Origin of the sequence: Sphaerisporangium sp. TRM90804, assembly GCF_029846175.1 — a bacterium.
GTDB lineage: Bacteria > Actinomycetota > Actinomycetes > Streptosporangiales > Streptosporangiaceae > Sphaerisporangium.
The window spans coordinates 24,869-46,898 of the sequence record NZ_JARWAC010000031.1 but is presented as its reverse complement, the minus strand read 5'-3'; the positions used below and the strand labels follow the sequence as shown (position 1 = coordinate 46,898).

Annotated in this window: 21 protein-coding genes; 10 read left to right on the top strand and 11 right to left on the bottom strand. The window is 73.1% G+C overall.

The window, feature by feature from the left end:
• The 3 genes from PYR91_RS32605 to PYR91_RS32595 form a co-directional block, all read right to left on the bottom strand.
• On the bottom strand, nt 1-1,059 hold the full coding sequence (locus tag PYR91_RS32605; protein ID WP_279786152.1) for a 3-oxoacyl-[acyl-carrier-protein] synthase III C-terminal domain-containing protein: 1,059 nt from the start codon (nt 1,057-1,059) through the stop codon (nt 1-3).
• A 168-nt stretch (nt 1,060-1,227) separates the two neighbouring features.
• Nucleotides 1,228-2,799 (bottom strand): alpha/beta hydrolase, encoded by a 1,572-nt coding sequence (locus tag PYR91_RS32600; protein ID WP_279786150.1) that lies wholly within the window; start codon nt 2,797-2,799, stop codon nt 1,228-1,230.
• A 201-nt stretch (nt 2,800-3,000) separates the two neighbouring features.
• Entirely contained in the window at nt 3,001-3,825 is an 825-nt protein-coding gene (locus PYR91_RS32595; RefSeq protein WP_279786148.1) for a thioesterase family protein, read from the bottom strand.
• A gap of 60 nt (nt 3,826-3,885) precedes the next feature.
• On the opposite strand from PYR91_RS32595, the gene PYR91_RS32590 reads away from it, so the two are divergent.
• On the top strand, nt 3,886-4,650 hold the full coding sequence (locus tag PYR91_RS32590; protein ID WP_279786146.1) for a TetR/AcrR family transcriptional regulator: 765 nt from the start codon (nt 3,886-3,888) through the stop codon (nt 4,648-4,650).
• On the opposite strand, the gene PYR91_RS32585 is transcribed toward PYR91_RS32590, so the two are convergent.
• Together PYR91_RS32585 and PYR91_RS32580 are read right to left on the bottom strand one after the other, a co-directional pair.
• Nucleotides 4,592-5,731: a glycosyltransferase family 4 protein gene (locus PYR91_RS32585; protein ID WP_347943852.1), complete on the bottom strand. Its 1,140-nt coding sequence runs from the start codon at nt 5,729-5,731 to the stop codon at nt 4,592-4,594. The genes PYR91_RS32590 and PYR91_RS32585 overlap by 59 nt on opposite strands.
• 254 nt (nt 5,732-5,985) lie before the next feature.
• A complete protein-coding gene (locus tag PYR91_RS32580) occupies nt 5,986-7,371 on the bottom strand; it encodes a hypothetical protein (protein WP_279786142.1) in 1,386 nt (461 codons plus the stop codon).
• Nucleotides 7,372-7,711: 340 nt separating this feature from the next.
• Here PYR91_RS32580 and PYR91_RS32575 point away from each other — a divergent pair, with 340 nt between their 5' ends.
• Entirely contained in the window at nt 7,712-8,899 is a 1,188-nt protein-coding gene (locus PYR91_RS32575) for an RtcB family protein (protein ID WP_279786140.1), read from the top strand.
• A gap of 50 nt (nt 8,900-8,949) precedes the next feature.
• Here the strand turns inward: PYR91_RS32575 and PYR91_RS32570 are convergent, their stop codons facing one another.
• Nucleotides 8,950-9,981, bottom strand: a complete 1,032-nt coding sequence (locus PYR91_RS32570) for a GNAT family N-acetyltransferase (RefSeq protein WP_279786138.1) — start codon at nt 9,979-9,981, stop codon at nt 8,950-8,952.
• A 615-nt stretch (nt 9,982-10,596) separates the two neighbouring features.
• On the opposite strand from PYR91_RS32570, the gene moaA reads away from it, so the two are divergent.
• Genes moaA through PYR91_RS32555 form a run of 3 tightly spaced genes read left to right on the top strand, consistent with a single transcriptional unit; the run spans nt 10,597 to nt 12,543 of the window.
• Complete coding sequence (gene moaA, locus PYR91_RS32565; RefSeq protein WP_279786136.1) at nt 10,597-11,586, top strand: GTP 3',8-cyclase MoaA; 990 nt, start codon at nt 10,597-10,599, stop codon at nt 11,584-11,586.
• Between the two features lies 1 nt (nt 11,587).
• Complete coding sequence (locus PYR91_RS32560) at nt 11,588-12,232, top strand: NTP transferase domain-containing protein (RefSeq protein WP_279786134.1); 645 nt, start codon at nt 11,588-11,590, stop codon at nt 12,230-12,232.
• Between the two features lie 53 nt (nt 12,233-12,285).
• The gene (locus tag PYR91_RS32555) at nt 12,286-12,543 is read left to right on the top strand and encodes a DUF6457 domain-containing protein (protein ID WP_279786132.1); all 258 of its coding nucleotides are present in this window, start codon (nt 12,286-12,288) and stop codon (nt 12,541-12,543) included.
• A 194-nt stretch (nt 12,544-12,737) separates the two neighbouring features.
• Here the strand turns inward: PYR91_RS32555 and PYR91_RS32550 are convergent, their stop codons facing one another.
• On the bottom strand, nt 12,738-13,049 hold the full coding sequence (locus tag PYR91_RS32550) for a DUF3099 domain-containing protein (protein ID WP_279786131.1): 312 nt from the start codon (nt 13,047-13,049) through the stop codon (nt 12,738-12,740).
• Between the two features lie 92 nt (nt 13,050-13,141).
• Between PYR91_RS32550 and PYR91_RS32545 the strand changes: the two genes are divergently transcribed.
• On the top strand, nt 13,142-13,354 hold the full coding sequence (locus tag PYR91_RS32545; RefSeq protein ID WP_279786129.1) for a dodecin: 213 nt from the start codon (nt 13,142-13,144) through the stop codon (nt 13,352-13,354).
• A gap of 106 nt (nt 13,355-13,460) precedes the next feature.
• On the opposite strand, the gene PYR91_RS32540 is transcribed toward PYR91_RS32545, so the two are convergent.
• Complete coding sequence (locus PYR91_RS32540; RefSeq protein ID WP_279786127.1) at nt 13,461-14,828, bottom strand: metallopeptidase TldD-related protein; 1,368 nt, start codon at nt 14,826-14,828, stop codon at nt 13,461-13,463.
• Nucleotides 14,825-16,324 carry a TldD/PmbA family protein gene (locus tag PYR91_RS32535; RefSeq protein ID WP_279786125.1) on the bottom strand — a complete coding sequence of 500 codons (1,500 nt, stop codon included), beginning with the start codon at nt 16,322-16,324 and terminating at the stop codon, nt 14,825-14,827. Before PYR91_RS32535 ends, PYR91_RS32540 begins: the two co-directional genes overlap by 4 nt.
• Before the next feature lie 75 nt (nt 16,325-16,399).
• Here PYR91_RS32535 and fabG point away from each other — a divergent pair, with 75 nt between their 5' ends.
• Together fabG and fabI are read left to right on the top strand one after the other, a co-directional pair.
• Nucleotides 16,400-17,104: a 3-oxoacyl-ACP reductase FabG gene (gene fabG, locus PYR91_RS32530; RefSeq protein WP_279786123.1), complete on the top strand. Its 705-nt coding sequence runs from the start codon at nt 16,400-16,402 to the stop codon at nt 17,102-17,104.
• Nucleotide 17,105: 1 nt separating this feature from the next.
• Nucleotides 17,106-17,870, top strand: a complete 765-nt coding sequence (gene fabI, locus PYR91_RS32525) for an enoyl-ACP reductase FabI (protein WP_279786121.1) — start codon at nt 17,106-17,108, stop codon at nt 17,868-17,870.
• 51 nt (nt 17,871-17,921) lie between these two features.
• Here the strand turns inward: fabI and PYR91_RS32520 are convergent, their stop codons facing one another.
• Both PYR91_RS32520 and PYR91_RS32515 read right to left on the bottom strand, forming a co-directional pair.
• Complete coding sequence (locus PYR91_RS32520) at nt 17,922-19,070, bottom strand: hypothetical protein (protein WP_279786119.1); 1,149 nt, start codon at nt 19,068-19,070, stop codon at nt 17,922-17,924.
• A gap of 248 nt (nt 19,071-19,318) precedes the next feature.
• Nucleotides 19,319-20,266 (bottom strand): aldo/keto reductase, encoded by a 948-nt coding sequence (locus PYR91_RS32515; protein WP_279786117.1) that lies wholly within the window; start codon nt 20,264-20,266, stop codon nt 19,319-19,321.
• 216 nt (nt 20,267-20,482) lie between these two features.
• Here PYR91_RS32515 and PYR91_RS32510 point away from each other — a divergent pair, with 216 nt between their 5' ends.
• Both PYR91_RS32510 and PYR91_RS32505 read left to right on the top strand, forming a co-directional pair.
• Nucleotides 20,483-21,304 carry an undecaprenyl-diphosphate phosphatase gene (locus PYR91_RS32510; protein ID WP_279786115.1) on the top strand — a complete coding sequence of 274 codons (822 nt, stop codon included), beginning with the start codon at nt 20,483-20,485 and terminating at the stop codon, nt 21,302-21,304.
• Nucleotides 21,305-21,313: 9 nt separating this feature from the next.
• On the top strand, nt 21,314-22,027 hold the full coding sequence (locus PYR91_RS32505; protein ID WP_279786113.1) for an MSMEG_4193 family putative phosphomutase: 714 nt from the start codon (nt 21,314-21,316) through the stop codon (nt 22,025-22,027).
• Nucleotides 22,028-22,030: the final 3 nt, after the last annotated feature.

The window sequence follows — 22,030 nt, the reverse complement described above, 5'->3', positions numbered from 1 at the left end:
CTACCAGCGCAGCAGCACGAGTTCGGAGCAGAAGCCCGGCCCCATGGCGATGAGCACCCCGGGCGTGCCGGGCGGCGGCGGGCGCAGGGCGAGGGTGTCGCGCAGCACGTACAGCACCGACGACGACGACAGGTTGCCGTTGTCGGCCAGCGAGCTCCAGGTGAGGTCGAGCGCGCCGTCGGGGAGGTCGAGCGTCTCGGCGACCGCCTGGAGCACCTTGGGGCCGCCCGGGTGGCAGACCCAGGCCGTCACGTCGCGGGTGGTCAGGCCGTGGTCGCGCAGGAAGTCGTGCACGTCGTCGGCCAGGTAGGTCTGCACCACCTGCGGCACGCTGGTGTCCAGCACCACCCGGAAGCCGTTGTCGGTCACGTCCCAGCCCATCACGCCCTCGGAGTCGGGGTACAGGTGGCTGCGCGAGGCGACCACGGCCGGCCCGGCCGGCACGTCCGTGCGGTCGGCGCCGCAGGCGACCACGGCGGCGGCGCCGTCGCCGAACAGGCCGCTGGCGACGAGGTTGACCGTCGAGGAGTCGTCGCGCTGCAGGGTCAGCGAGCACAGCTCCACCGACAGCAGGACGGCCACGTGGTCGGGCCATCCCCGCAGGTAGTCGTGCAGACGGGCGATGCCCGCCGCCCCCGCGACGCAGCCGAGGCCGAATATCGGCACCCGCTTGACGTCCGGGCGCATGCCCAGGCGGCCGACCAGCCTGGCGTCGATCGACGGCGCGGCGATGCCGGTCACGGACGTGAACATGATCATGTCGACGTCCTCGGGGGCGAGCCCCGCCGCGGCCAGCGCGGCGCCGACCGCTTCGGCGCCCAGCTCGACGGCGGTCTCGACGAAAGCGCGGTTGGACGCGCCGAAGCCGTCGAGCTTGGCGTACTGGTCGAGCGGGAGCGCGAGGTTGCGGTGGTCCACCCGCACCGAGGAGTGCAGGCGGCGCAGGAGCCGCTGGTCGGCACCCTCGGGGAGACATATCTGGGCGAACGCGTCGGTGATCTCACTCTGGGGGTGACGGTTCGGGGGAACGGCACCGCGGACAGCGGCAATTCGGGTCATAGGATTCCCGCTTCGCTGACAGTGGGGGACACCTCTGTCTTGCCCACAGGCCGGGCAGCGTACCCCGCTCGCCCCGTCGGCGTGGCCGCGACACGCCCGCGCCGGCTCCGCCGACGTGAAAGGGGCGCCCGGCGAGCCGGGCGCCCCTCCCTCATGCCGCGGATCCGGCTAGCGGCGGACCCTGATGTCGGGCAGGGCCGGCGCCGAGCGGGTGGTGACGCCGTCGGACGGCACCGGGTCGGGCAGCGGGGCGCACGTGGCGTCCACGCCGCGCCTCTGGGCGGGCACCGTTCCGTCGGTCAGGTACGCCGAGAGGTGGGCGTCCAGGCACTCGTTGCCGCTGAGGCTGATGCCGTGGTTGCCGCCGCCGTTCTCGACGATGAGACGCGACGAGGGCAGCAGCTTGTGCATCTCCACCGCGCCGGGGTACGGCGTGGCGGCGTCCTTGGTGGCCTGGAAGAGCAGGACGGGCGGCAGGCCCTTGCCGGAGATCGGCAGCGGGGTGCCCGCCTTGGCGGGCCAGGTGATGCACGGCGCGTTGAACCAGGCGTTGCCCCACGTCAGGAACGGCGCGGTGCGGTAGGTGGCCCAGTTGTCGCGGCGCCACCTGTCCCAGTTCTTCGGCCACCTGGCGTCGGTGCACGACGTCGCCAGGTACAGCGCGTGGCCGCTGTCGTCGTCGCTGGCGGCGAAGGCGTCGTACAGCGTGACGAGGAAGTCGTCGCTGCCCTGCGCGGCCTGCGACAGGCCGGTGGCGAGCGGGATCCACACCGAGTTGGTGTAGCCGCCGACCAGGTAGGTGTCGTCCAGCTCGGACGGGCCGACCCTGTCCTGCGCCGGGGACGCCTTCAGCTTGGCGCGGAGCTCGTAGTACTTCTTCTCGACGGCGGCGCCGGTGGTCCCCAGGTGGTAGACCGAGTCGTACTTGGCCGTCCAGGCGAAGAAGTCCTTGGCCCGCACCTCGAAGGCGCGGTCCTGGTCGAGGTTGGCCTCGTACCACACGCCGCTGGGCCGCACTACGCTGTCCAGCACGAAGCGCCGCACCTTGTTCGGGAACAGCGTGGCGTAGGTGGCGCCGAGGTAGGTGCCCCACGAGTAACCGAAGTAGTTGATCTTCCGCTGGCCGAGCGCCTGGCGGATCGTGTCCAGGTCGCGGGCGGAGTCGACGGTCTTCATGTGCTTCAGCAGCCGGCCGAAGGCCGCGCCGCACTTGGCGGAGAAGTCCTTGGCGCGGGCCAGCCAGGCCCGCTCCTCGGCGGCGTTCGCCGGCACGTAGTCCGGGCGGACCGGCTGGCCGTAGGAGGAGCCGCAGACCAGGCGGGGCTCGCTCTGGCCGACGCCGCGCGGGTCGAAGCCGATCAGGTCGTAGGCGCCGGAGGCCTCCTGCGCGACGCTGCCCTCGAACCAGCCCGGCGCCGACAGCCCGCTGCCGCCGGGGCCGCCCGGGTTCATCAGCAGGATGCCCTGGTAGTCGGCCTCGCTGACGGTGTGCTTCTTACGGCTGACCGCGATGCTGATCTTCTGGCCCGTCGGCTTGGAGTAGTCCAGCGGCACGGGGATCTTCGCGCACTCCAGACCCTCGAGGCCGCCGGTGCACGGCGCCCAGGTGACGGTGGAGGGCGCGGCGGTCACCGCCGGCTTGGCCGCGACCCGGGCCTGGGCGGCGTTGGCGGGAAGAGCGCCCGTCAGGACGCTCAGACCGACGCCGGCAATGGCCAGCGTGGCGACGGTCCTTCTCATATCAGCCCCTTCGGTGCCGGCGGCCCGTCCGTGGGAACCGACTTACGGCACACCAGGGGCTGATTTTTCTGCTAAATCACCCGATAAGTAGCGTTTTCCGGCGACCGTTGCCAAACCGACGCCGTTCCGCGCTCCACGCGTTCGCCGCTCCCGCCGTGCGCGTGGTGGAGCCCGGCCGGGCGGCTGGAGGGCGGTAAGGGGTCAGAGGGCGGCCGGGATGCGGACGCCGTGGATCTGGGAGGACTGGCCGACGAGCAGGCCCGCCTCGTCCCAGACGTGCGTCGTCTGGTCCATGCGGTCGTTGCTCACGTCCATGGTGCGCCAGGCGGCCCGCACCGGGCCCGGCGCGGGAAGCCTGCGGATGGACGCGCTGAACTGGATGGTCGGGACCCACCCGCCCAGGCCGAGCTCGAAGGAGACCGGGGGAGCGGGGTCCAGGGCCACCAGCAGGGACGCCGGGTCCCAGTCGCTGCCGTCGGCCAGCCGCCACCAGCCGGAGAGCCGCCCCTCGCGGGCGGGGGCGCCGAACGCGAAGCCGAGCTGCGCGGGGTCGAGGCGCAGCTCGACCACCTCCATCAGCGGCACCCGGAAGTCCGCGCCGGGCGCCTCGGGAGGCGCGCGGAGGCAGTCCCGCTCGGCGGGGAGCTCCACCGGCGGCCCGCTGGACCACCAGGAGCCGGCCGTCTCCAGCCGTCCCAGCGTGATCAGCGCCTCGACGCACGGGCGCCCGTCCTGCGAGAGCCGGGCCCTCACCTGGGTGGCGCCGCGCCCCTCGCGCAGGATCTCCACCCGCACATCGGCGGGGCCGGCGGCGGGAGCCTCCAGGAAGGACCCGCCGATCGCCGTCAGGTGCGGATGGCGCTCACCGGCGGCCTCGGACGCGGCCCGGCTGAGCACCGAGAGCAGGTATCCGCCGTGCGGTTTGTCGCCGATGGCCCACTGCGGGTCGAGCGTCGCGCCGAATTCGCGCCGGTCCGTCGTCCCCTCGCGCGCCACCAGCCGTGTCGCCTCGCTGAACGTCCCCATGTGCCCCCCTTGGCTCGACTCATGTTGACAGCGTCAAGCTGACGGCGTCAACTAAGACGCATGGCTGACAGACGGGTACGCGCCAGGCCCGGAGAGGGCGCCCTGCTCCGGGAGGAGATCCTGCGGGCCGCCGAGGCGCTGCTGGCCGAGGCGGGGAGCGAGGAGGCGCTCACGCTGCGCGCCGTCGCCGCGCGCACGGGCGTCTCCACACCGTCGGTGTACCTGCACTTCGCCGACAAGGAGGCCCTCGTCGAGGCGGTCTGCCTGCGCGTGTGGGACGAGCTCGCCCGGCGGGTGGGCGACGTCTCCGGCGCGCCGGAGCCGTTCGCCGCGCTCGGGCGCTGCGCCCGCGCCTATGTCTGGTTCGCCCTGGACCACCCGGTGCAGTACCGGCTGGTGATGATGCGGCCGTGCACCGCCGAACCCGTCGCGCGGGCCGGCCGGCGGTGCTTCGACGTCCTCGCCGGCGCGACGGCCGCCTGCGTCGAGGCCGGGGTGATGCGCGGCGACCCCCGCCATCTCGCCCTCGGGCTGTGGGCGGGCGTCCACGGCCTGGTGTCGCTGCTCATCGCCCAGCCGGCGTTCCCCTGGCCGGACGACCTGGAGGCCCTGGTCGACCACACGGTGCGCGCCTCGGGCCTCGGCGCCGCCCTGGCGTCCCGCCTGCCCCGCCACGGCCTGCCGCCGATCCCCGCGCTGGTCGACGGCCTGGACGCCGCCGCGGCCCGGCTGGCCCCCCTCATGGACGACGACCGCGGCGCGCCGGTCAGCCCCGCCGGCCCCGCGCCGCGGCCAGGAGGTACGCCTCGCGCAGGCCGTCCATGAGCATCCGGGAGTCGTAGCCCGCCGCGGCCCGCGAGGCGCGCTCGCCCCACTCGGCGCGCGCGCCGGCGTCCTCCAGCTCCCGCAGCAGCGCGACGTGCTCCTCGACGGTCCGGCCGTGCAGGTAGGAGTCCTTGAGCCACTCGCGGTAACAGGGCAGGTCGGTGAGGACGAGCGGCATCCCGGCCGTCGCCGCCTCCAGCGTGGCCAGGCCGAACGTCTCGTGCCGGGACGGCAGGAAGAACACGTCGGCCGCCGCGCAGTACGCGAAGACCTCCTCGCGCGGGACGAGCCCGGTGAAGGTCACGTTGCCGGGCGCCTCGGCGCGCAGCCGGGTCAGGGCGTCGCGGGAGTCCGACAGCATCCCGAACTGCATGCCGCCCACCCAGACGAACCGCACGTGCGGCATGCTCCTGGCGCAGGCGACGAACTCCTCGACGCCCTTCCTCGGCTGGATCTGCCCGACGCCGAGCACGACCATGCGGTCGTCCCATCCGAACCCCCGGCGCAGCTCCTCGCGCCGCTCGGCGAGCGGGCGGATGCGACGCTCGTCGATCGCGTTGCTCATCGGGAGGATCGGGCCGCGCACGCCCAGCTCCTCCAGCTCGGCGGTCGTGGCCTTGCTCACCGACAGCACCAGGGTCGCCATGTCGAAGACGGCCCTCATGTACCGGCGGACGAGCCCGCGCACCACATGGGCGCCCCGGATGCTGCCGGCCAGCGTGCCGGGCGTGACGTGCGCGCTCACCAGGATGGGGCCGCGGTGCGCCAGCATCCGGATCGCCGCGAAAGGACCCATCGTGTGGACGTGCAGGATCACGTCCGCGCCGTACGCGCGGCATCCGGAGGCGATTTCGAGATCGGGCATCCGCTTTATCGCGCGGACGCTTTCCTCGTAAACGCTGTGCACCCCGTGGCCGCGTACGGTGAAACTCGACTCCGAAACCACGCTGACCTGCAGCGGCGCGTGCGGAGTATGTTCATCAGAACTGTTCGGATGCGCGGCCGCGCCGGCGCGCGCCGGCGGGGCGATTCCGTGCGGCGGCCCGCCGCGTTCACGGCTGCGCCGAATTCTTTCCCTCATCAAGGCCACATTCCCACATGCTAGGGGAAGGCGCCGGAAATCACTATGGCGAGTTATTTCGCGTGGAATTAGTGAATGGCCACTTCGCCGTAAACGGAAATCGTCTTTCTATTAACCGCATCCGGTTAACGGCGGGCGCCCGGAGCCGCCCGGGCCGGCTCCGGGAGGGCGGAGCCGGCGGCCGGCCCCGGGCGCCGGCTCGCCGGCTCCGCCGCCGGAAACGGGCCGTGACGCCCGCGCTCAGGCCCGCGCGCTCACAGGCTCTTGAGGTAGGCGAGGGACGGCGTGAAGAAGTACTCCCCGCCCTTCATCGTCACCGTCTGGGGCACCTCGGACTGCGGCGCGCTCAGCTTGTCGCTGCCCCAGGCCTTCGGCAGCCTGATCTTGGTGTCCCGCGACCCCTGCCCGGTGATCGGGTCGTTGCCGGTGCCCTCCCGCGGGAAGCCGGAGTTGTCGGCCCAGGACTGCTGGGTGAACTCGAACTGCGACTGGATGCTGGAGTTGAACGCCATGAACAGCAGCCCGACGCCGCCGGTCGGGCGGGTCTCCGGCGGCGCGTCGTCCCACGGGGCGTCGGTGCGCGTGCCGTAGGTCTGGCCGCGCCGGGCCATCATCACGCCGAGCACGCGCTCCAGTCCGCCGTCGCGGGAGTCGCGGGGGTTGGCCTTGCGGATGTGCGCGCCGACCGGGCACTTGGAGCCGGGGTCGTCGCGGTAGCTGAAGTCGTTCTGCACCGGATGCCCGTCCGAGCTGGGCTTGCCGTGCAGCCGCAGCGGCGTCCCGTTGCGGAACCGGCCGACCAGCATGGCGCCGGCGAGCGCCCGGTCCTTGCCCGTCAGGCCGAGCCCGTCGGCGAGCTGCTCCTCGGCCTCGCGGAAGGCCCGGACGTTCTGCTCCAGCTTGCGGAAGACGAGGTAGCTGCCGAAGTGCCGCTCGGGCCTGGGCGCGAGCGGGTCGGCCACCAGCACGTGGCTGAGCGGGAAGAACGGCTCCCAGTTCACGCCGCGCTCGGCGGCCACCTGGTCGGCCAGGAAGAGCGGCTGGCTGCGGCCGTCGATGTAGCCGAAGTGCTCGATGCCGTTGCCGGCGGGGTTGCGCTGCCCGAGCCCGGTCTCCTCGCCCACGACCTTGACGGTCGCCGGCAGCAGCGCCAGCACGCGCTCACGGGTGGCGGCGACCGGCTCGGCGGTGGCGTCGCCGACGAGCACGACGGCGTGGATCTCCTCCTGGTACGGCTTCTCCCACGCGCTCACGAAGGGGTCGTTGAGCGTGTCCTTGCGCCGCTTGAGCCCCGACTTGAAGGCGTCGTCGGTGAAGCTCGTCGTGGAGTGCCCCAGCTTGAGGTAGCCGAGCTTGCTGATGCCGACCCCGACGTAAGGCGTGCCCGGCGCCTTCGAGGTGTTGAACTCGCGCACCTCCTCCAGGTGCCGCCTGGCCGACTTCATCAGCGGCACCAGCCCCCGCAGGAGCCGCTTGCCGTCCGCCGCGTTCCCGAAGTGCAGGAACAGCACCGAAAGGTGCTCGCGGACGTGCCCCTGCAGGATGTTCGGCTGCAGGTTGTCGAGCATCGCCTTGGTGTCGGCGTTCAGGTTCGCCGAATCCCAGGCCAGCGGTTTGGTGTTGGACAGATTGACCGGCATGTCAGATCTTCCCCGTTTCGTAGGCGTATGGGCCCCCACCCATAAGAGTCTTCTCTCACGAGAAAGGTTCACCGGCCAGCCCGGACGCGTCACGAATCGGCGCCATTGCGGGCCCGGCGAACCCCGCCCGCCCCACCCACGGCGCGCCGTCGCCGTGGCCACTCGCGGCGGCCCGCCGGCCCCCGTCCCACGCGTACGGGGGCGCCGCGCACGATGCCCGTGACGGGTGGCGAAAGGCCGCGCCGGGCGTGCCCAGGTGATCGTAATCCGGTTGCGGCGCGTCCCGCCGTCTGGCGTCATTGAGGCCGGAGCAGAGCACGGCGGGAGGAGGCGATACGTGATGGCGTACAACGAGGTGACCGGTGGACGGGCGCCCGTCCGCATGTGGGCGGCCCCGGGGGAGGTCGAGCCGCAGGCCATGCAGCAGCTGCGGAACGTGGCGAACCTTCCCTGGACCCACGGCGTCGCCGTGATGCCCGACGTGCACTACGGCAAGGGCGCCACCGTCGGGTCGGTGATCGCCATGCGCGACGCCGTGTCGCCGGCGGCGGTGGGCGTCGACATCGGCTGCGGGATGACCGCGGTCAAGACCTCCCTGACGACCGGCGACCTTCCCGACAACCTGCCCTACCTGCGGTCGCGGCTGGAGCAGGCGATCCCGGTGGGCTTCAGCGCGCACAAGCGCCCGGTGGACCCCGCCAGGCTGCACGGCGTCGCCGGCGCCGGCTGGGCCGGCTTCTGGAAGGCGTTCGAGAACCTGGCGCCGGCGGTTCGGTCCAGGCGCGACAAGGCCGAGGTCCAGATGGGCACGCTCGGCGGCGGCAACCACTTCCTGGAGCTGTGCGCCGACGACGCGAGCGCCGTCTGGGTGGTGCTGCACTCCGGGTCGCGCAACATCGGCAAGGAGCTGGCCGAGCACCACATCTCACAGGCCCGCGACCTGCCGCACAACCAGGACCTGCCCGACCGCGACCTCGCGGTCTTCGTGTCCGGGACGCCGGAGATGGCGGCCTACCGGCGCGACCTGTTCTGGGCCCAGGACTACGCCCGCCGCAACCGCGCCGTCATGACGGCCCTGGTCTGCGACGTCCTGCGCAAGCACTTCGCCGGCGTCACCTTCCACGAGCCGATCTCCTGCCACCACAACTACGTGTCGGAGGAGACCTACGACGGGGTGGGCCTGCTCGTCACCCGCAAGGGGGCGATCCGGGCCGGCGCGGGCGACCTGGGGATCATCCCCGGCTCCATGGCGACCGGCACCTACATCGTCGAGGGCCTCGGCAACGCCTCCGCGTTCAACTCGGCCTCCCACGGGGCCGGCCGGAGGATGAGCCGGACGAAGGCCAAGAAGACCTTCACCGTCGGCGACCTGAAGGCGCAGACCAGCGGGGTCGAGTGCCGCAAGGACGCCGGGGTGCTGGACGAGATCCCGGGCGCCTACAAGGACCTGGAGTCGGTCATGGCCGCCCAGACCGATCTGGTGCGGGTGGTGGCCCGGCTCCGCCAGGTCATCTGCGTCAAGGGCTGACGGCCGCGCTCCGGCGGGGGCCCGCGCCCCCTGACCCGCCGCCCGGCGGGTCAGGGGGCGCGGAAGTGCAGGGTCCTGGCGCGGGGGCGGAAGCCCAGGGTGCGGTAGAGGTGGGACGGGGTGGGGTGGGCGGCGTCGCCGCGGGGGGAGACGGTGGCTCGGGTGGCGCCCTGGGCGCGGGCCGCGGTGAGGGCGGCCAGGCAGACCGCCCGGGCCAGGCCCAGGCGGCGGTGGGCGGGGGCGGTGCCCGTGGGCTCGATCAGGGCGGCGCCCGTGGCCTCGTCCAGCCACACCAGGCAGAACGCGGCGGCGGTGCCGTCCGGGGCCTCGGCGATCCAGTCGAGCCCCGGGCGGTACGGCCGGGCGGCGCGCACGGCTCGGTAGCTCTCCTCGGTCACCCGCGAGGGATGGTAGGCCGCGCGGTGGACGGCGACCCGCCGGGGGACGTCCGCGCCGGCGACGGCGCGGAGCCGGAAACCGGCGGGCGGCGAGGCGGCCGGGAGGCGGTCGAGGTCGCGCGTCATGGTGACGAAGAACGGGCCGTCGTCGCGGGCCGCGTAGCCGTGACGCGCCAGCGCGGGCAGCAGATGGACGTCGGCCTCCGACACGACGACCGTCCGCTCGCCGTCGCCGTCGCCGTCGCCGTCGGTGCCGGCGGTGGTGTCTTCGGCGGTGAGGCCGGTCGGGGTGGTGGTGGCGCCGGTCGTGGGAGCACCGGTCGTGCCGCCGCCGGTGGTGGCGGTGGTCGTGGTGGCGCCGATCGTGGTGGTGGCGGGCTTGGTGGTCTCGGCGAACCAGGTGAGCACCTCGTCGGCCAGGTGCGGGTGGGCGGGGTCGACCATCAGGTCGAGGTGGCCGGGGAGCTCGATCCAGCCCCAGGCGAGCGTGCGGCCGCCGGCGTGCCAGCGCGCGGTGGGCCACTCCCGCTCCCGGCCCGCGTGCTGGAAGCGGCCCCACGCCAGGTCGCCGGGGTGCCACCGCGCCGACGGCGACCAGAGGCGGGTCGCGAGGTCCTGCATCGCGCGCAGGTCGTGCGGGCCGGTGTACGGGGACACGGTGATGCGGCCGGGAGAGAACGTCACGGCGCGCATCCTGCCCGAGGGACGTCGCCGCCCGCACGTCATTTCGTCGCCGCCGCGCGGTCCGTCGACGGGCCCGCCGGTCCCCGCGCGGGCCCGCGGGACGGCCGTGGGCCTGGAATCGCGCGCGGCATCGCGCCGCGGGCGGGCGGGGCCCTCGGCACGGCCCTGTCATGCCGTGATGGCCGGCCCTCGCGCCGCGGGCGGGCGGGGTCCTCGGCGCGGACCTGTCATGCCGTGATGGCCGGCCGTCGCGCCGCGGGCGCGGGCCCCTCGCTGGGGGGTGGGTGGGGGCCGTCCGGGGGCGGGGGGTGATCAACCGGGGGGGTGGCGGGGCGAAGGGGAGAAGTGGCCTGTGGGCGGGGGTTGAGCGGAATCAGGTGGTGTCGGCGGGAGTTGTCGGTATAAGGGTCTACTGTATTCACTATTCCGTCGACGGGTGCCTGTGAGGTGCGGAGGGCGCGTGGAAGGGTTCCCACCTGCGAGAACGGTGGCGGGCACCGGCACCGTCCCCGATCGCGGGCCGTGCCGCCGGGGAACGCCGTGATCGGCGGTTCGGTGCGGACCGTAGGCTGACAGTCGAGCGACAACGCCTTCCGGGGCGACAGGAGGAACTCGGTGCTAGTCGACACCTTCGGGCGCGTGGCGACGGACCTGCGGGTCTCGTTGACAGACCGGTGCAACCTGCGCTGCTCATACTGCATGCCGCCGGAAGGGCTCGACTGGCTTCCCAAGCCCGACCTGCTCACCGCCGACGAGATCGCACGCCTCGTCGCCGTCGCCGTCGAGCGGCTCGGCGTCACCGAGGTGCGCTACACCGGCGGCGAGCCGCTGCTGCGGCGCGAGGTCGTCGACATCGTGGCGCGCACGACGGCGCTCACCCCCCGGCCGCAGGTGTCGATCACCTCCAACGGCATCGGGCTGGCCCGGCTCGCCGAGCCGCTGGCGGCCGCGGGCCTCGACCGCGTCAACATCTCCCTGGACACCCTCGACCGCGACGTCTTCGTCAAGCTGGCCCACCGCGACCGGCTGGCGGACGTCCTGGCCGGCCTCGCCGCCGCGGCGGCGGCGGGCCTGCGCCCGGTCAAGGTGAACGCCGTCCTCATGCGCGGCGTCAACGACCACGAGGCGCCCGGCCTGCTCAGGTTCTGCCTGGAGCACGGCTACGAGCTGCGGTTCATCGAGCAGATGCCGCTGGACGCCCAGCACGGCTGGCGGCGCGAGGACATGATCACCGCTGACGAGATCCTGCGCATCCTGGAGCCGGAGTTCACGCTCACGCCCGACGACCCCGCCGAGCGGGGCAGCGCCCCCGCCGAGGTCTTCGAGGTGGACGGCGGCCCGGCACGGGTCGGCGTCATCGGCTCGGTCACCCGCCCGTTCTGCGGGTCCTGCGACCGCGTGCGGCTCACCGCCGACGGCCAGATCCGCAACTGCCTGTTCGCCACCGAGGAGTCCGACCTGCGCGCGGCCATGCGCGCCGGCGCCTCCGACTCAGAGCTGGCCGAGCGCTGGCTCGCGGCCGTCCGGCGCAAGCGGGCCGGCCACGGCATCGACGACCCCAGCTTCCTGCAGCCGGTGCGACCGATGTCGGCCATCGGCGGCTGAGGTGCCGCACGACGGGCCGTCCGGCCGGGCCGGTCCCGGCCCGGCGGCGCCGTACGACGCGGTGGTGCTGGCCGGGGGAGGGGCGCGGCGGCTCGGCGGCGCCGACAAGCCGGGGGTGGACGTCGGCGGGCTGACGCTGATCGAGCGGGTGGTGGCGGCGGTGCCGGACGCCGCCCGCCTCGTCGTGGTCGCCCCCCGCCGGGCGGGGCTGCCGCGCGCCAGGTTCGTCCAGGAACGGCCGCCGGGCGGCGGCCCGGTGCCCGCGCTGCGGGCCGGGCTGGCGGCCACCTCGGCGCCGTGGGTGGCGCTGCTGGCCGCCGATCTTCCGTTCCTGCTGCCGGCGCACATCGCCGCGCTCCTCGCGGCCGCCGCCGGCTCCCCCGGGCCCGCGGGGGCCGTCCTGGTGGACGAACGCGGGCGGGAGCAGTGGCTCACCGGGGTGTGGCGCGCGGACGCCCTGACGCCCGCTCTGGCCGCCTACGAGGGCAGGTCCCTCTACGGGCTGCTGGGGCCGCTCGACCCGGTGCGGCTCAGCCTCGCGGTGGAGGACGACGGGCGGGTTCCGTGGTTCGATTGCGACACCGTCGACGACGTGACGGTCGCGAGGGAGAAACTCTCCGTGGTAACCGATGAATACGAAAACTAGGGCGCAATCGAGAAAGCGGCCCGTGCCGCTCTCACCAGGTGAAAGGGACCGCGATGAACGTGCTGGCCGAGTGGACCGCGCTGGTGTGCAAGGAGCTGGGCATCGACCAGGAGCAAGTCGACCGCGACGCCGTTCTCGACCTGACCAGGGACGTCGCCCACGGGGTGGCCCGGCCCGCGGCGCCGCTGACCGCCTACCTCCTCGGCCTCGCCCAGGGCGGGGGAACGGCCTCGCCGGACGCGCTGGAGCGGCTGTCGGCGATGGCGAAGAACTGGGGACAGGCGACGGCGGAGACTTTGGGCGACCGCTGAACCGTTCGAAAGCGACAGGCGCCAAAAAGTTCCGGGAATGGGCGACGCCGGGTGGTTACGGGGGCAAACCACCCGGCGTCGCTTCATCGGCGTTCCGACGGGGGCCCGGAACGCCGGCACGAGCGCTCCGACGGGGGACCAGAGCGCTTGTCTAAAGCGTACACCTACAACCCATGGGGTGCGTCAAGAGTTAGTCACGACCCGATCTCGCGTCGGTGCCTTGGTATCTCGGTTTGGTTAGGTTTCTCATAGTCAAAGCCCGAGCTCATGCCACGGTTCGGCTGGTTGGCCCCGATCACCGCGAAGTACGGCAAAAAGATCGCGCCGGCGACGAGGAGCGCCCTGACCGGCCACGGCACGGTGAGCACGACGGCCAGGATGAGGCACATGGTGCGGATGCCCATCTGGATGAAGTACCGCTTCTCGCGCTTCCCGATGTCGGATGACAGGGATGGCTGGGCGTCGGTGACCTGATGTACGACCGTTCGGCCGTGCCAGACCTTCACACCTTCCACGGTAGACCCACCGGTGGCCGGGGTGGACGGCGGCCGCCGCGGGCCGCCCGGCATACGATCAAGATCGAGCGAAGGAGAATGGGATGTCGGACCGTACCTACCGCGTGACCGAGATCGTCGGCACGTCCACCGAGAGCGTCGACCAGGCGATCCGCAACGGGATCCGCCGCGCGTCGGAGACCCTGCGGCACCTCGACTGGTTCGAGGTCACCGAGGTTCGAGGGCACATCGAGGGCGGGGAGGTCGGCCACTTCCAGGTGGGCATGAAGGTGGGCTTCCGCCTGGAGGACTCCTGACCACGGCGCGCGGCGCCGTCCCGGCGGCCGTGCCCCGGGCGCGAGACAGGGGCCCGGGGCGGGTGGCGGGCGGGGGGCGGCGGCCCGCCGGTAGGGGGCCGCGGGGTCAGCTCGCCTGGCTCACCGTGGACATGTTGAAGTCGGGCACCCGGATGGCCGGCATGATCGCGCGGGTGAAGTAGTCGCTCCACTCGCGGGGGAGGGTCTGCCGCGCCGCGCCGATCTCGGTCAGCCGGCCCAGCAGGTCGACCGGGCTCTCGTTGAACCGGAAGTTGTTGACCTCACCGACGATCTCCCCCTTCTCGACCAGGTAGACGCCGTCGCGGGTCAGGCCGGTGAGCAGCAGCGACTGCGGGTCGACCTCGCGGATGTACCACAGGCAGGTGAGCAGCAGGCCGCGGTCGGTCGCGGCGACCATCTCCTCCAGGGAGCGCCCGCCCTCCGGGCCCGACATCACGAGGTTGTCGATCGCCGGGGTGACCGGCCCGCCGAGCAGCTCGGCGGAGTGCCGGGTGTGCAGCAGCGCCTCCAGCGTGCCGTCGCGGATCCAGTCGGTCCGCGACAGCGGCAGGCCGTTGTCGAAGACCGAGCTCTCGCGGCTGCCCGCGTGGGCGATGACGAACGGCGGGGACGCGATGCCCGTGACGCCGGGGTCGCTCGACAGCGTGACAGGGGACGTGCTCAGCGACTCGCCCAGCCGGGTGCCGCCGCCGGGCTTGGAGAAGACCGTGCGCCCGTCGGCGGCGTCGCGGGCGCCCATCGACCAGTACAGGTAGATCATGAGGTCGCCGACCGCCGAGGGCGGGATCAGCGTCTCGTACCGGCCCGCGGGCAGGTCGACGCGGCGCCTGCCCCAGTCGAGGCGGTGGGCGAGCGCGGCGTCCAGCGCGGCGACGTCGACGTCGGTGAAGTCGCGGGTCGCCACGCCCGTCCAGGCCGAGCGGGCCATGTCGGGCGACTTGGCGTTGAGCTCCAGGCGCCCGGTCGGCTGGTCGTGCCGCAGCCGCAGCCCCGTGGAGGAGCCGAGGAAGGTCGAGGTGAGGACGTGCTCGGCGAAGCCGTACAGCTTGCGGCCGGCCGACTCGGCCAGCGCGAACGCCTCGCCGAGCGCCGGGGCGAAGGAGCCGAACACTCCGATGGAGGTCGGCTCGGCCGGAAGGTCCCAGCCGGGCGACTCGGCCGCGGGCAGCAGCGGGCGGGCGTCCTCGGCGGGCGGCGCCTCGTGCGAGGCGAGGTCGGCGGCGGTCACGACGTCGGGCAGTTCGTCGGGGCGCACGGCCGAGCGTGACACCACGCCCACGCCCTGGCCGGTCACCGAGATCACCGTCAGCCGGGACGAGCGGGCCACGCCGTTGGTGGTCAGGGTGTTGCCGGCGAAGCGGAGGTTCGCGGAGGACCCCTCGTCGACGATGACGACGCAGTCGTCGGCCTTGCTGAGCGCAAGGGCACGCTCGACGGTCTCCTGAGGAGTCACTTTCCACCCTCCTGAACGGTGTTGAGGATCTTGACACCGCGGAACAGCGCGGACGGGCAGCCGTGGCTCACCGGCGCCACCTGCCCGGGCTGGCCCTTGCCGCAGTTGAACGCGCCGCCCAGCACGTAGGTGTTCGGGCCGCCGACCGCCTCCATGGACCGCCAGAAGTCGGTCGTGGTGGCCTGGTAGGCGACGTCGCGCAGCTGGCCGGTGAGCCGGCCGTTCTCGATGAGGTAGAACCGCTGGCCGGTGAACTGGAAGTTGTACCGCTGCATGTCGATGGACCAGCTCTTGTCGCCCATGACGTAGATGCCGCGCTCGACGCCGGCGATCAGCTCGTCGGTGGAGGGGCCGTCGAGGGCCGGCAGCAGGGAGACGTTGGCCATGCGCTGCAGGGGGACGTGCCCGGAGGAGTCGGCGTAGGCGCAGCCGTTGGAGGTGCCGAGGCCCTTCATCAGCGCCATGCGCCGGTCGAGCTGGTAGCCCACCAGCCTGCCCTTGCGCACGATGTCGAACTGCCGGGTGGCCACGCCCTCGTCGTCGTAACCGATCGAGGCGAGGCCGTACTCGGCCGTGCGGTCGCCGGTGACGTTCATGATCGGCGAGCCGTACTCGAGGGTGCCCAGCTTGTCGAACGTGGCGAAGCTCGTGCCGGCGTACGCGGCCTCGTAGCCGAGCGCCCGGTCGAGCTCGGTGGCGTGCCCGATCGACTCGTGGATGGTCAGCCACAGGTTGGAGGGGTGCACCACCAGGTCGTAGACGCCGGCCTCCACCGAGGGCGCCTTGAGCTTCTCCTCCAGCAGCACCGGCAGGGCGGCCAGCTCGGCGGGGAAGTCCCACCCGGTGCCCGACAGGTACTCGTAGCCGCGGCCCACGGGCGGGGCCAGCGTGCGCATGTCGTCGAACAGGCCGCCGGCCGCCCGCATCACCGTGAGCGAGGGGTGGACGCGGACCCGCTGCTGGGTGGTCTCGGTGCCCGCCGTGTCGGCGTAGAACTTCTGCTCCTTGACCTGCATCAGCGAGGCGGAGACGTGGTCGACCGCCGGGTGGGCCATCAGCCCGCCCGACCACTCGGCCAGCAGCCCCACCTTGTCCTTCAGCGCCACCTCGAAAGGGTCGACGTCGTAGGAGGACACCCAGGTGACGCCCGCGTGGACCGGCTCGGCGGCCAGCTCCACCGGCTCGCGGTTCACCGGCCGGGCCACCCTCGCCACCTCGACGGCCTGCTCGGCGACCGCCGCCGCTGCGTCGGGCGTCAGATCGATGCCCGCGGCGAAGCCCCACGTGCCGTCGAGGATGACGCGGACGGCGTAGCCGAGGTCGTCGGCGTCCATGGAGCCCTCAAGCCGGGTGTCGAAGAGGCGCAAGGTCTCGCCGCGCGCCCGTTCGAGCCTGAAGTCGGCGTGCTCGGCGCCCAGCTCGCGCGCGCGCTGGAGCGCGGCGTCCGCCAGTCGCCGCAGCGGCAGGGCGAGGAAGTCGGGATCGATCTGTCGCATGTCCACGATCCTAGCCCTGTGATCTTGTACGGAGCGGATGAGGGTTTACCTGCGAGTAAGCGATACCGTCGAGCCATGGCTCGATCAGTACTCGTAACCGGTGGCAACCGCGGAATCGGTCTCTCGATCGCCCGCGAGCTGGCCGCGGCCGGCGACGCCGTCGCGGTCACCTACCGCACGGGCGAGCCCCCAGAGGGGCTCTTCGGCGTCAAGTGCGACGTCACCAGCGTGGACGACGTCGACACCGCCTTCTCCAAGGCCGAGGCGGAGCACGGCCCGGTCGAGGTCGTGGTCGCCAACGCCGGCATCACCAAGGACACGCTGCTGCCGCTGATGAAGGAGGAGACCTTCACCGACGTCATCGACGTCAACCTCACCGGCGCCTACCGGGTCGCCCGGCGGGCGAGCCGCGGCATGCTGAGGATGCGGCGCGGCCGCATCATCCTGATCTCCTCCGTCGTGGCCATGCTCGGCTCGGCGGGCCAGACCAACTACGCCGCCTCCAAGGCCGGCATGATCGGCTTCGCCCGGTCGCTGGCGCGCGAGCTGGGGTCGCGCGGCATCACCGTCAACGTCGTCGCGCCGGGCTTCGTCGACACCGAGATGACCGGCGTGCTCGAGCCCGAGCAGCAGGCGATGATCCTCAAGAACATCCCGCTCGGACGCATCGCGGCTCCGGCCGACGTCGCGCGCGCGGTGCGGTTCCTGGCCGGAGAAGACGCCGCCTACATCACCGGGGCGGTCCTCCCGGTCGACGGCGGCCTGGGGATGGGGCACTGACATGGGAATCCTCGACGGCAAGCGCATTCTGGTCAGCGGGGTGCTCACCGAGTCCTCGATCGCGTTCTCGGTGGCCCGGCTCGCCCAGCAGGAGGGCGCCCAGGTCGTCCTCACCGGCTTCGGCCGGGTCAGCCTGGTCGAGCGCATCGCCAAGCGTCTCCCCGAGACGCCCCCGGTGATCGAGCTCGACGTGCAGAACACCGATCACCTCGACACCCTCGCCGACCGCGTCGGCGAGCACCTCGACGGCCTCGACGGCGTCGTGCACTCCATCGGCTTCGCGCCCCAGACGGCCCTCGGCGGCAACTTCCTCAACACCGCCTGGGAGGACGTCGCCACGGCCGTGCACATCTCCACGTTCTCCTTCAAGTCGCTGGCGGTCGCCTGCCTGCCGCTGATGAAGGAGGGCGGCGCGGTCGTCGGCCTCGACTTCGACGCCTCCAAGGCCTGGCCCGTCTACGACTGGATGGGCGTCGCCAAGGCCGGCCTGGAGTCCTGCTCGCGTTACCTGGCCCGTGATCTCGGCAAGCACGGCATCCGGGTGAACCTCGTCGCGGCGGGCCCGCTGCGCACCATGGCGGCCCGGAACATCCCCGGCTTCCAGGAGTTCGAGGAGAGCTGGCCGGCCAAGGCGCCCATCGGGTGGGATCTCGGCGACCCGCTGCCCGCCGCCAAGGCGTGCGTGGCGCTGATGTCCGACTGGTTCCCCGCCACCACCGGCGAGATCGTCCACGTGGACGGCGGCGTCCACGCGATGGGCGCCTGAGCACGAGAGCCCGCACGCCCCCGGCCGCCCGGCCGGGGGCGTTCTCACAGGTCAGGCCAGGCGTTCGCGGCGCGGGTCGGAGCGGCGCAGCCCCTCGAACGGCATCGAGCCCTGGCCCTCGGTCCTCCTGCGGGCGTGCACGAGGCGTGCCGCCAGGATCGCCGAGGCGAGCAGCACCGCGGTCAGCACGGTTCCCACGGCGTCGTTGTGCCTGCCGGGCACGACCTGCCGGGCCCGCAGGCGGTCGTCGGCGAGCGCGGGCAGCGGGTGGCCCGGCCACAGCGGCGTCAGCGGCGGCGCCTCCGCGTCGGCCACGGGCGAGGCGGGGGAGGACGGCCGGGAACGCTCCATGCCGTGCCCGCCTGCCGCGCCCCGCGGGCGGTCCCCGCCGGTGACGGCGGGATGGCCCGGGGTCGGGCCGGGCGCGGACGGCCCGTCGGCGTCGCCGGGGCGGCGGGGCGCGCCGGGCGCCGGGGCGAGGGTGGAACGATCCTGGGGGCTGGAAGGCGCGGGGGTGGCCGTGTCCTCCTCGCACGGGGCGACGACGGGCAGGCAGCGGGCGTCCAGCGGCACGGGCGGGTCGAGAAGGCCGGCGCCGGCGTCCGGCTCGGCCGGGGGCGTGGGAGTCGGGCTCGAGAGCGGCCCGGGGGCGGTGGGCTCCGCGACGGGCGGCGGGTCGCCGCCCCCGCCGAGGAGGCGGTCGGCGGTCTCGTCGAGGGTGGTGATGATCCGGTCGATCTCGTCGCCGGCGTGCCGCGTCACCGTCTCGGCGGCGGGCGCGCCCACGCCCCCGGCGAGGTCGTCCACCGCCTCGGTCACCGGGGCGAGGTGGCCGCCGGTGAGGTCGTCCACGGTCTCGCCCACGGGCCCGGGGCGAGCGCCGGTGAGGTCGTCCACGGTCTCGGTCACGTGGTCGGGACGGCCTTCCGCACGGTCCTCCACGGTCTCGGTCGCGGGCTCCGGGCGGCCGCCGGCGAGGTCGTCCAGCGTGCCGATGAGAGGGGCTGGCGGGCCGGCTGGGGCGTCGTCCCGGGCGGCCGGGGTGCACGGGCCGGTGAGCACGGACAGCGGCCCCGCCGGGTCGCAGGCGCTCGGACGCTGGGCCGACGCGGAGGCCGGCACGCTGACCAGCAGCGTCGCCCCCCCGCTCAGGGCGAGCGCCAGCGCCCCTGCCGAAAGGGCGGTAGTGCCCTTGCGCATGGTTCCCCTCCATCGTCGTGCAGGTCGGAGACCGGGCTCCCCTCCACGGTCTCCACGGACAATCGTGTGCCACCCAGCCGGTCATTCCCCGACAAGTAGCGATTCGGTATCGACTAGTGATACGTGAACAAGACTCCTGTTCGGCGGCCATGGAGGACACGGCGGGCCGTTTCCGGCGAAATGCGCGGGCTTCGCGACCGGCGGGCGGCGGGGCGGGGCGGGCGGCGTCGGCCGGGTGCCCGCCGAGGCTAGTCGGGGGCCGACACGTCGTCGAGGGCCTCGCGTATCTCCACCGGCAACGTCAGCTCTTCGGCCTGCAGGGCGCCTTTGAGCTGGACGTGGGTGCGGGCGCCGACGACGGCGGCCGAGACGCCGGGCTGGTCGCGCACCCAGGCCAGGGCGACGGCCAGCGGGGAGGCCCCCAGCCCCTCGGCAGCCGTGGTGACCGACTCGACCACGCGGCGGGAACGCTCGTCGAGGTAGGGGGCGACGAAGTCGGAGAAGTGCGGGCTGGCGGCGCGGGAGTCGGCGGGGATGCCGGTGCGGTACTTGCCGGTGAGGACGCCGCGCCCCAGGGGGGACCACGCCAGCACGCCGGCGCCGACGTGCTCGGCGGCGGCCAGGACCTCGCGCTCGGCGTCGCGGGCGAGCAGGGAGTACTCCACCTGCGCCGACACGATGGGCACCCGCCCGGGAGCCGACCGCTGCCAGACGCCCGCCGCCGCGAGCTGCCACGCCGCGTAGTTGCAGACGCCCGCGTAGACGGCGCGACCCGAGCAGACGGCGGTGTCGACCGCCGCGAGGGTCTCCTCCAGGGGCACGTCGAAGTCGAACGCGTGCAACTGCCACAGGTCGACCTCGTCGAGCCCGAGGCGGTGCAGCGAGGCGTCCAGCGCCGAGATGAGGCTGCGCCGGGAGGCGTTCCTTGACCGGGGGCCGTGCGGCGTGAGCACGGCCTTGGTGGCGACGACCATCTCCGGGCGCGACACGGTGTCCCTGAGCAGGCGCCCGAGCAGCCGCTCGGCGTCGCCGCCGGCGTAGACGTCGGCGGTGTCGACGAGGGTTCCGCCGGCGTCGGCGAAGGCGGCGAGCTGGGCGGCGGCCTCGTCGGCCCCGGTGTCCCTGCCCCAGGTCATGGTGCCCAGCCCCAGCCGCGACACCGAGAGACCGCTACGGCCCACCAATCGCTGATCCATGATCCGGCCAGGTTACCGCCTTGGAACGCGTTACCCTCGCGACGGCGCGGGACCGGCCTGTCCCCTCGCCCCCGTGGCGGGCGGCCCGGGCGCGGCGGCTCCCGCCCGCCGCGCGTGGATTGCGGGGCTTCCTCCCGGGTGCCGGCCCGGCACGTCCCCACAGACACCGGACACGGCCGGTCGAGAGCGGGAGGCTGCCCTAGGCTGGCGCGCACTATGGACGCACTGCAAGCCATCGTGCTCGGCGTCGTGCAGGGCCTGACCGAGTTCCTGCCGATCTCCAGCTCCGCCCACCTGCTCATCATCCCCAGAATGTTCGGCTGGTCGGACCCCGGAGCCGCCTTCACCGCGGTGATCCAGCTCGGCACCATGCTGGCCGTGGTCATCTACTTCCGGCGCGACATCACGCGCATCCTGTGGACGTGGCTGCGCAGTCTGTGGACCCCGGCGCTACGCGGCGACATGGACGCCCGCATGGGCTGGTACATCGGCCTGGGCACGATCCCGCTCGCCGTGCTCGGCCTGCTGTTCCAGGACGCCATCGGGGGGCCGGCGCGCAACCTGTGGCTGAACGCGACCGTGCTGATCGTCTTCGGCCTGCTCCTGCTGCTGGCGGAGCAGGTGGGCCGGCAGCGCACCCCGATCACCGAGCTCACCCTCAGGGACGGCCTGATCATCGGCGGCTTCCAGGCGCTCGCCCTGGTGCCCGGCGCGTCCCGCTCCGGCTCGACGATCACCGGCGGCCTGTTCCTCGGGTTCACCCGGGAGGCGGCGGCCCGCTACTCCTTCCTGCTGTCGATCCCCGCGGTGGTGCTCTCGGGCGTGTTCGAGCTGCGCCACCTGGGGGCGGGCGGCGGGCCCGGCACCGTACCCACCGTGATCGCGACCGTCGTCTCGTTCGCCGTGGGATACGCCTCGATCGCCTGGCTCCTGAGATACATCACCAGGCATTCCATGATGGTCTTCGTCGCCTACCGGGTCTTCGCCGGCGCCTTCCTGCTGACCCTGCTGTCGCTCGGAGTGATCACCGCGCAATAGGCTGTGTTTGTGACCACTTTGCTTCTGGTGCGGCACGGGCTGACCGACATGACAGGGCCGGTGCTCGCCGGCTGGACCCCCGGGGTCCATCTCAGCGAGCGCGGCAGGGAGCAGGCCGGCGCCCTGGCGGCGCGGCTGGCGCCCCTGCGTCTGGACGCGATCGTCTCCAGCCCGCTGGAACGCTGCCAGGAGACCGCTCAGGCGGTGCTGGCGGGGCGCGAGGGCCTCTCGGTCCAGTCCGACGAGCGGTTCGGCGAGTGCGGCTACGGCGAGTGGACCGGCCGGCCGCTGAAGGAGCTGGCCGAGGAGCCCATGTGGCGGGTGGTGCAGTACCACCCGAGCGCGGCGGTCTTCCCCGGCGGCGAGTCGCTCGCGGGCGTCCAGCGCCGGGCGGTGGCCGGTGTGCGTCACTGGAACGCCAAGCTGGGCGAGGACGCCGTCTACCTGGTGTGCAGCCACGGCGACGTGATCAAGGCCATCGTGGCCGACGCGCTCGGCGCCCATCTGGACCACTTCCAGCGCGTCACGGCGGACCCCGCGTCCTTGACAGTCATCCGCTACACCGAGCTGCGCCCGTTCGTCATACGAGTGAACGACGTGGGCGGCGGGGTGGATAATTTGCTACCCCCGCCCCCTCCACCTGAGAGTACGGAGGAGCAGGACGGGGGAGAAAACCTCACCGGGAGCGACGCCGCTGTCGGCGGCGGAGCCGGGACCACGTAAGGT

Bases quoted from the DNA above. Each gene is read 5' to 3' on its own strand.
- PYR91_RS32605 (WP_279786152.1), bottom strand. From the start codon at position 1,059: ATGACCCGAATTGCCGCTGTCCGCGGTGCCGTTCCCCCGAACCGTCAC.
- fabG (WP_279786123.1), top strand. From the start codon at position 16,400: ATGGCTCGATCAGTACTCGTAACCGGTGGCAACCGCGGAATCGGTCTC.
- PYR91_RS32580 (WP_279786142.1), bottom strand. From the start codon at position 7,371: ATGCCGGTCAATCTGTCCAACACCAAACCGCTGGCCTGGGATTCGGCG.
- PYR91_RS32535 (WP_279786125.1), bottom strand. From the start codon at position 16,324: ATGCGACAGATCGATCCCGACTTCCTCGCCCTGCCGCTGCGGCGACTG.
- PYR91_RS32585 (WP_347943852.1), bottom strand. From the start codon at position 5,731: ATGAGGGAAAGAATTCGGCGCAGCCGTGAACGCGGCGGGCCGCCGCAC.
- PYR91_RS32555 (WP_279786132.1), top strand. From the start codon at position 12,286: ATGAACGTGCTGGCCGAGTGGACCGCGCTGGTGTGCAAGGAGCTGGGC.
- PYR91_RS32590 (WP_279786146.1), top strand. From the start codon at position 3,886: ATGGCTGACAGACGGGTACGCGCCAGGCCCGGAGAGGGCGCCCTGCTC.
- PYR91_RS32515 (WP_279786117.1), bottom strand. From the start codon at position 20,266: ATGGATCAGCGATTGGTGGGCCGTAGCGGTCTCTCGGTGTCGCGGCTG.
- PYR91_RS32520 (WP_279786119.1), bottom strand. From the start codon at position 19,070: ATGCGCAAGGGCACTACCGCCCTTTCGGCAGGGGCGCTGGCGCTCGCC.
- PYR91_RS32510 (WP_279786115.1), top strand. From the start codon at position 20,483: ATGGACGCACTGCAAGCCATCGTGCTCGGCGTCGTGCAGGGCCTGACC.
- fabI (WP_279786121.1), top strand. From the start codon at position 17,106: ATGGGAATCCTCGACGGCAAGCGCATTCTGGTCAGCGGGGTGCTCACC.
- PYR91_RS32545 (WP_279786129.1), top strand. From the start codon at position 13,142: ATGTCGGACCGTACCTACCGCGTGACCGAGATCGTCGGCACGTCCACC.
- PYR91_RS32600 (WP_279786150.1), bottom strand. From the start codon at position 2,799: ATGAGAAGGACCGTCGCCACGCTGGCCATTGCCGGCGTCGGTCTGAGC.
- PYR91_RS32595 (WP_279786148.1), bottom strand. From the start codon at position 3,825: ATGGGGACGTTCAGCGAGGCGACACGGCTGGTGGCGCGCGAGGGGACG.
- PYR91_RS32575 (WP_279786140.1), top strand. From the start codon at position 7,712: ATGGCGTACAACGAGGTGACCGGTGGACGGGCGCCCGTCCGCATGTGG.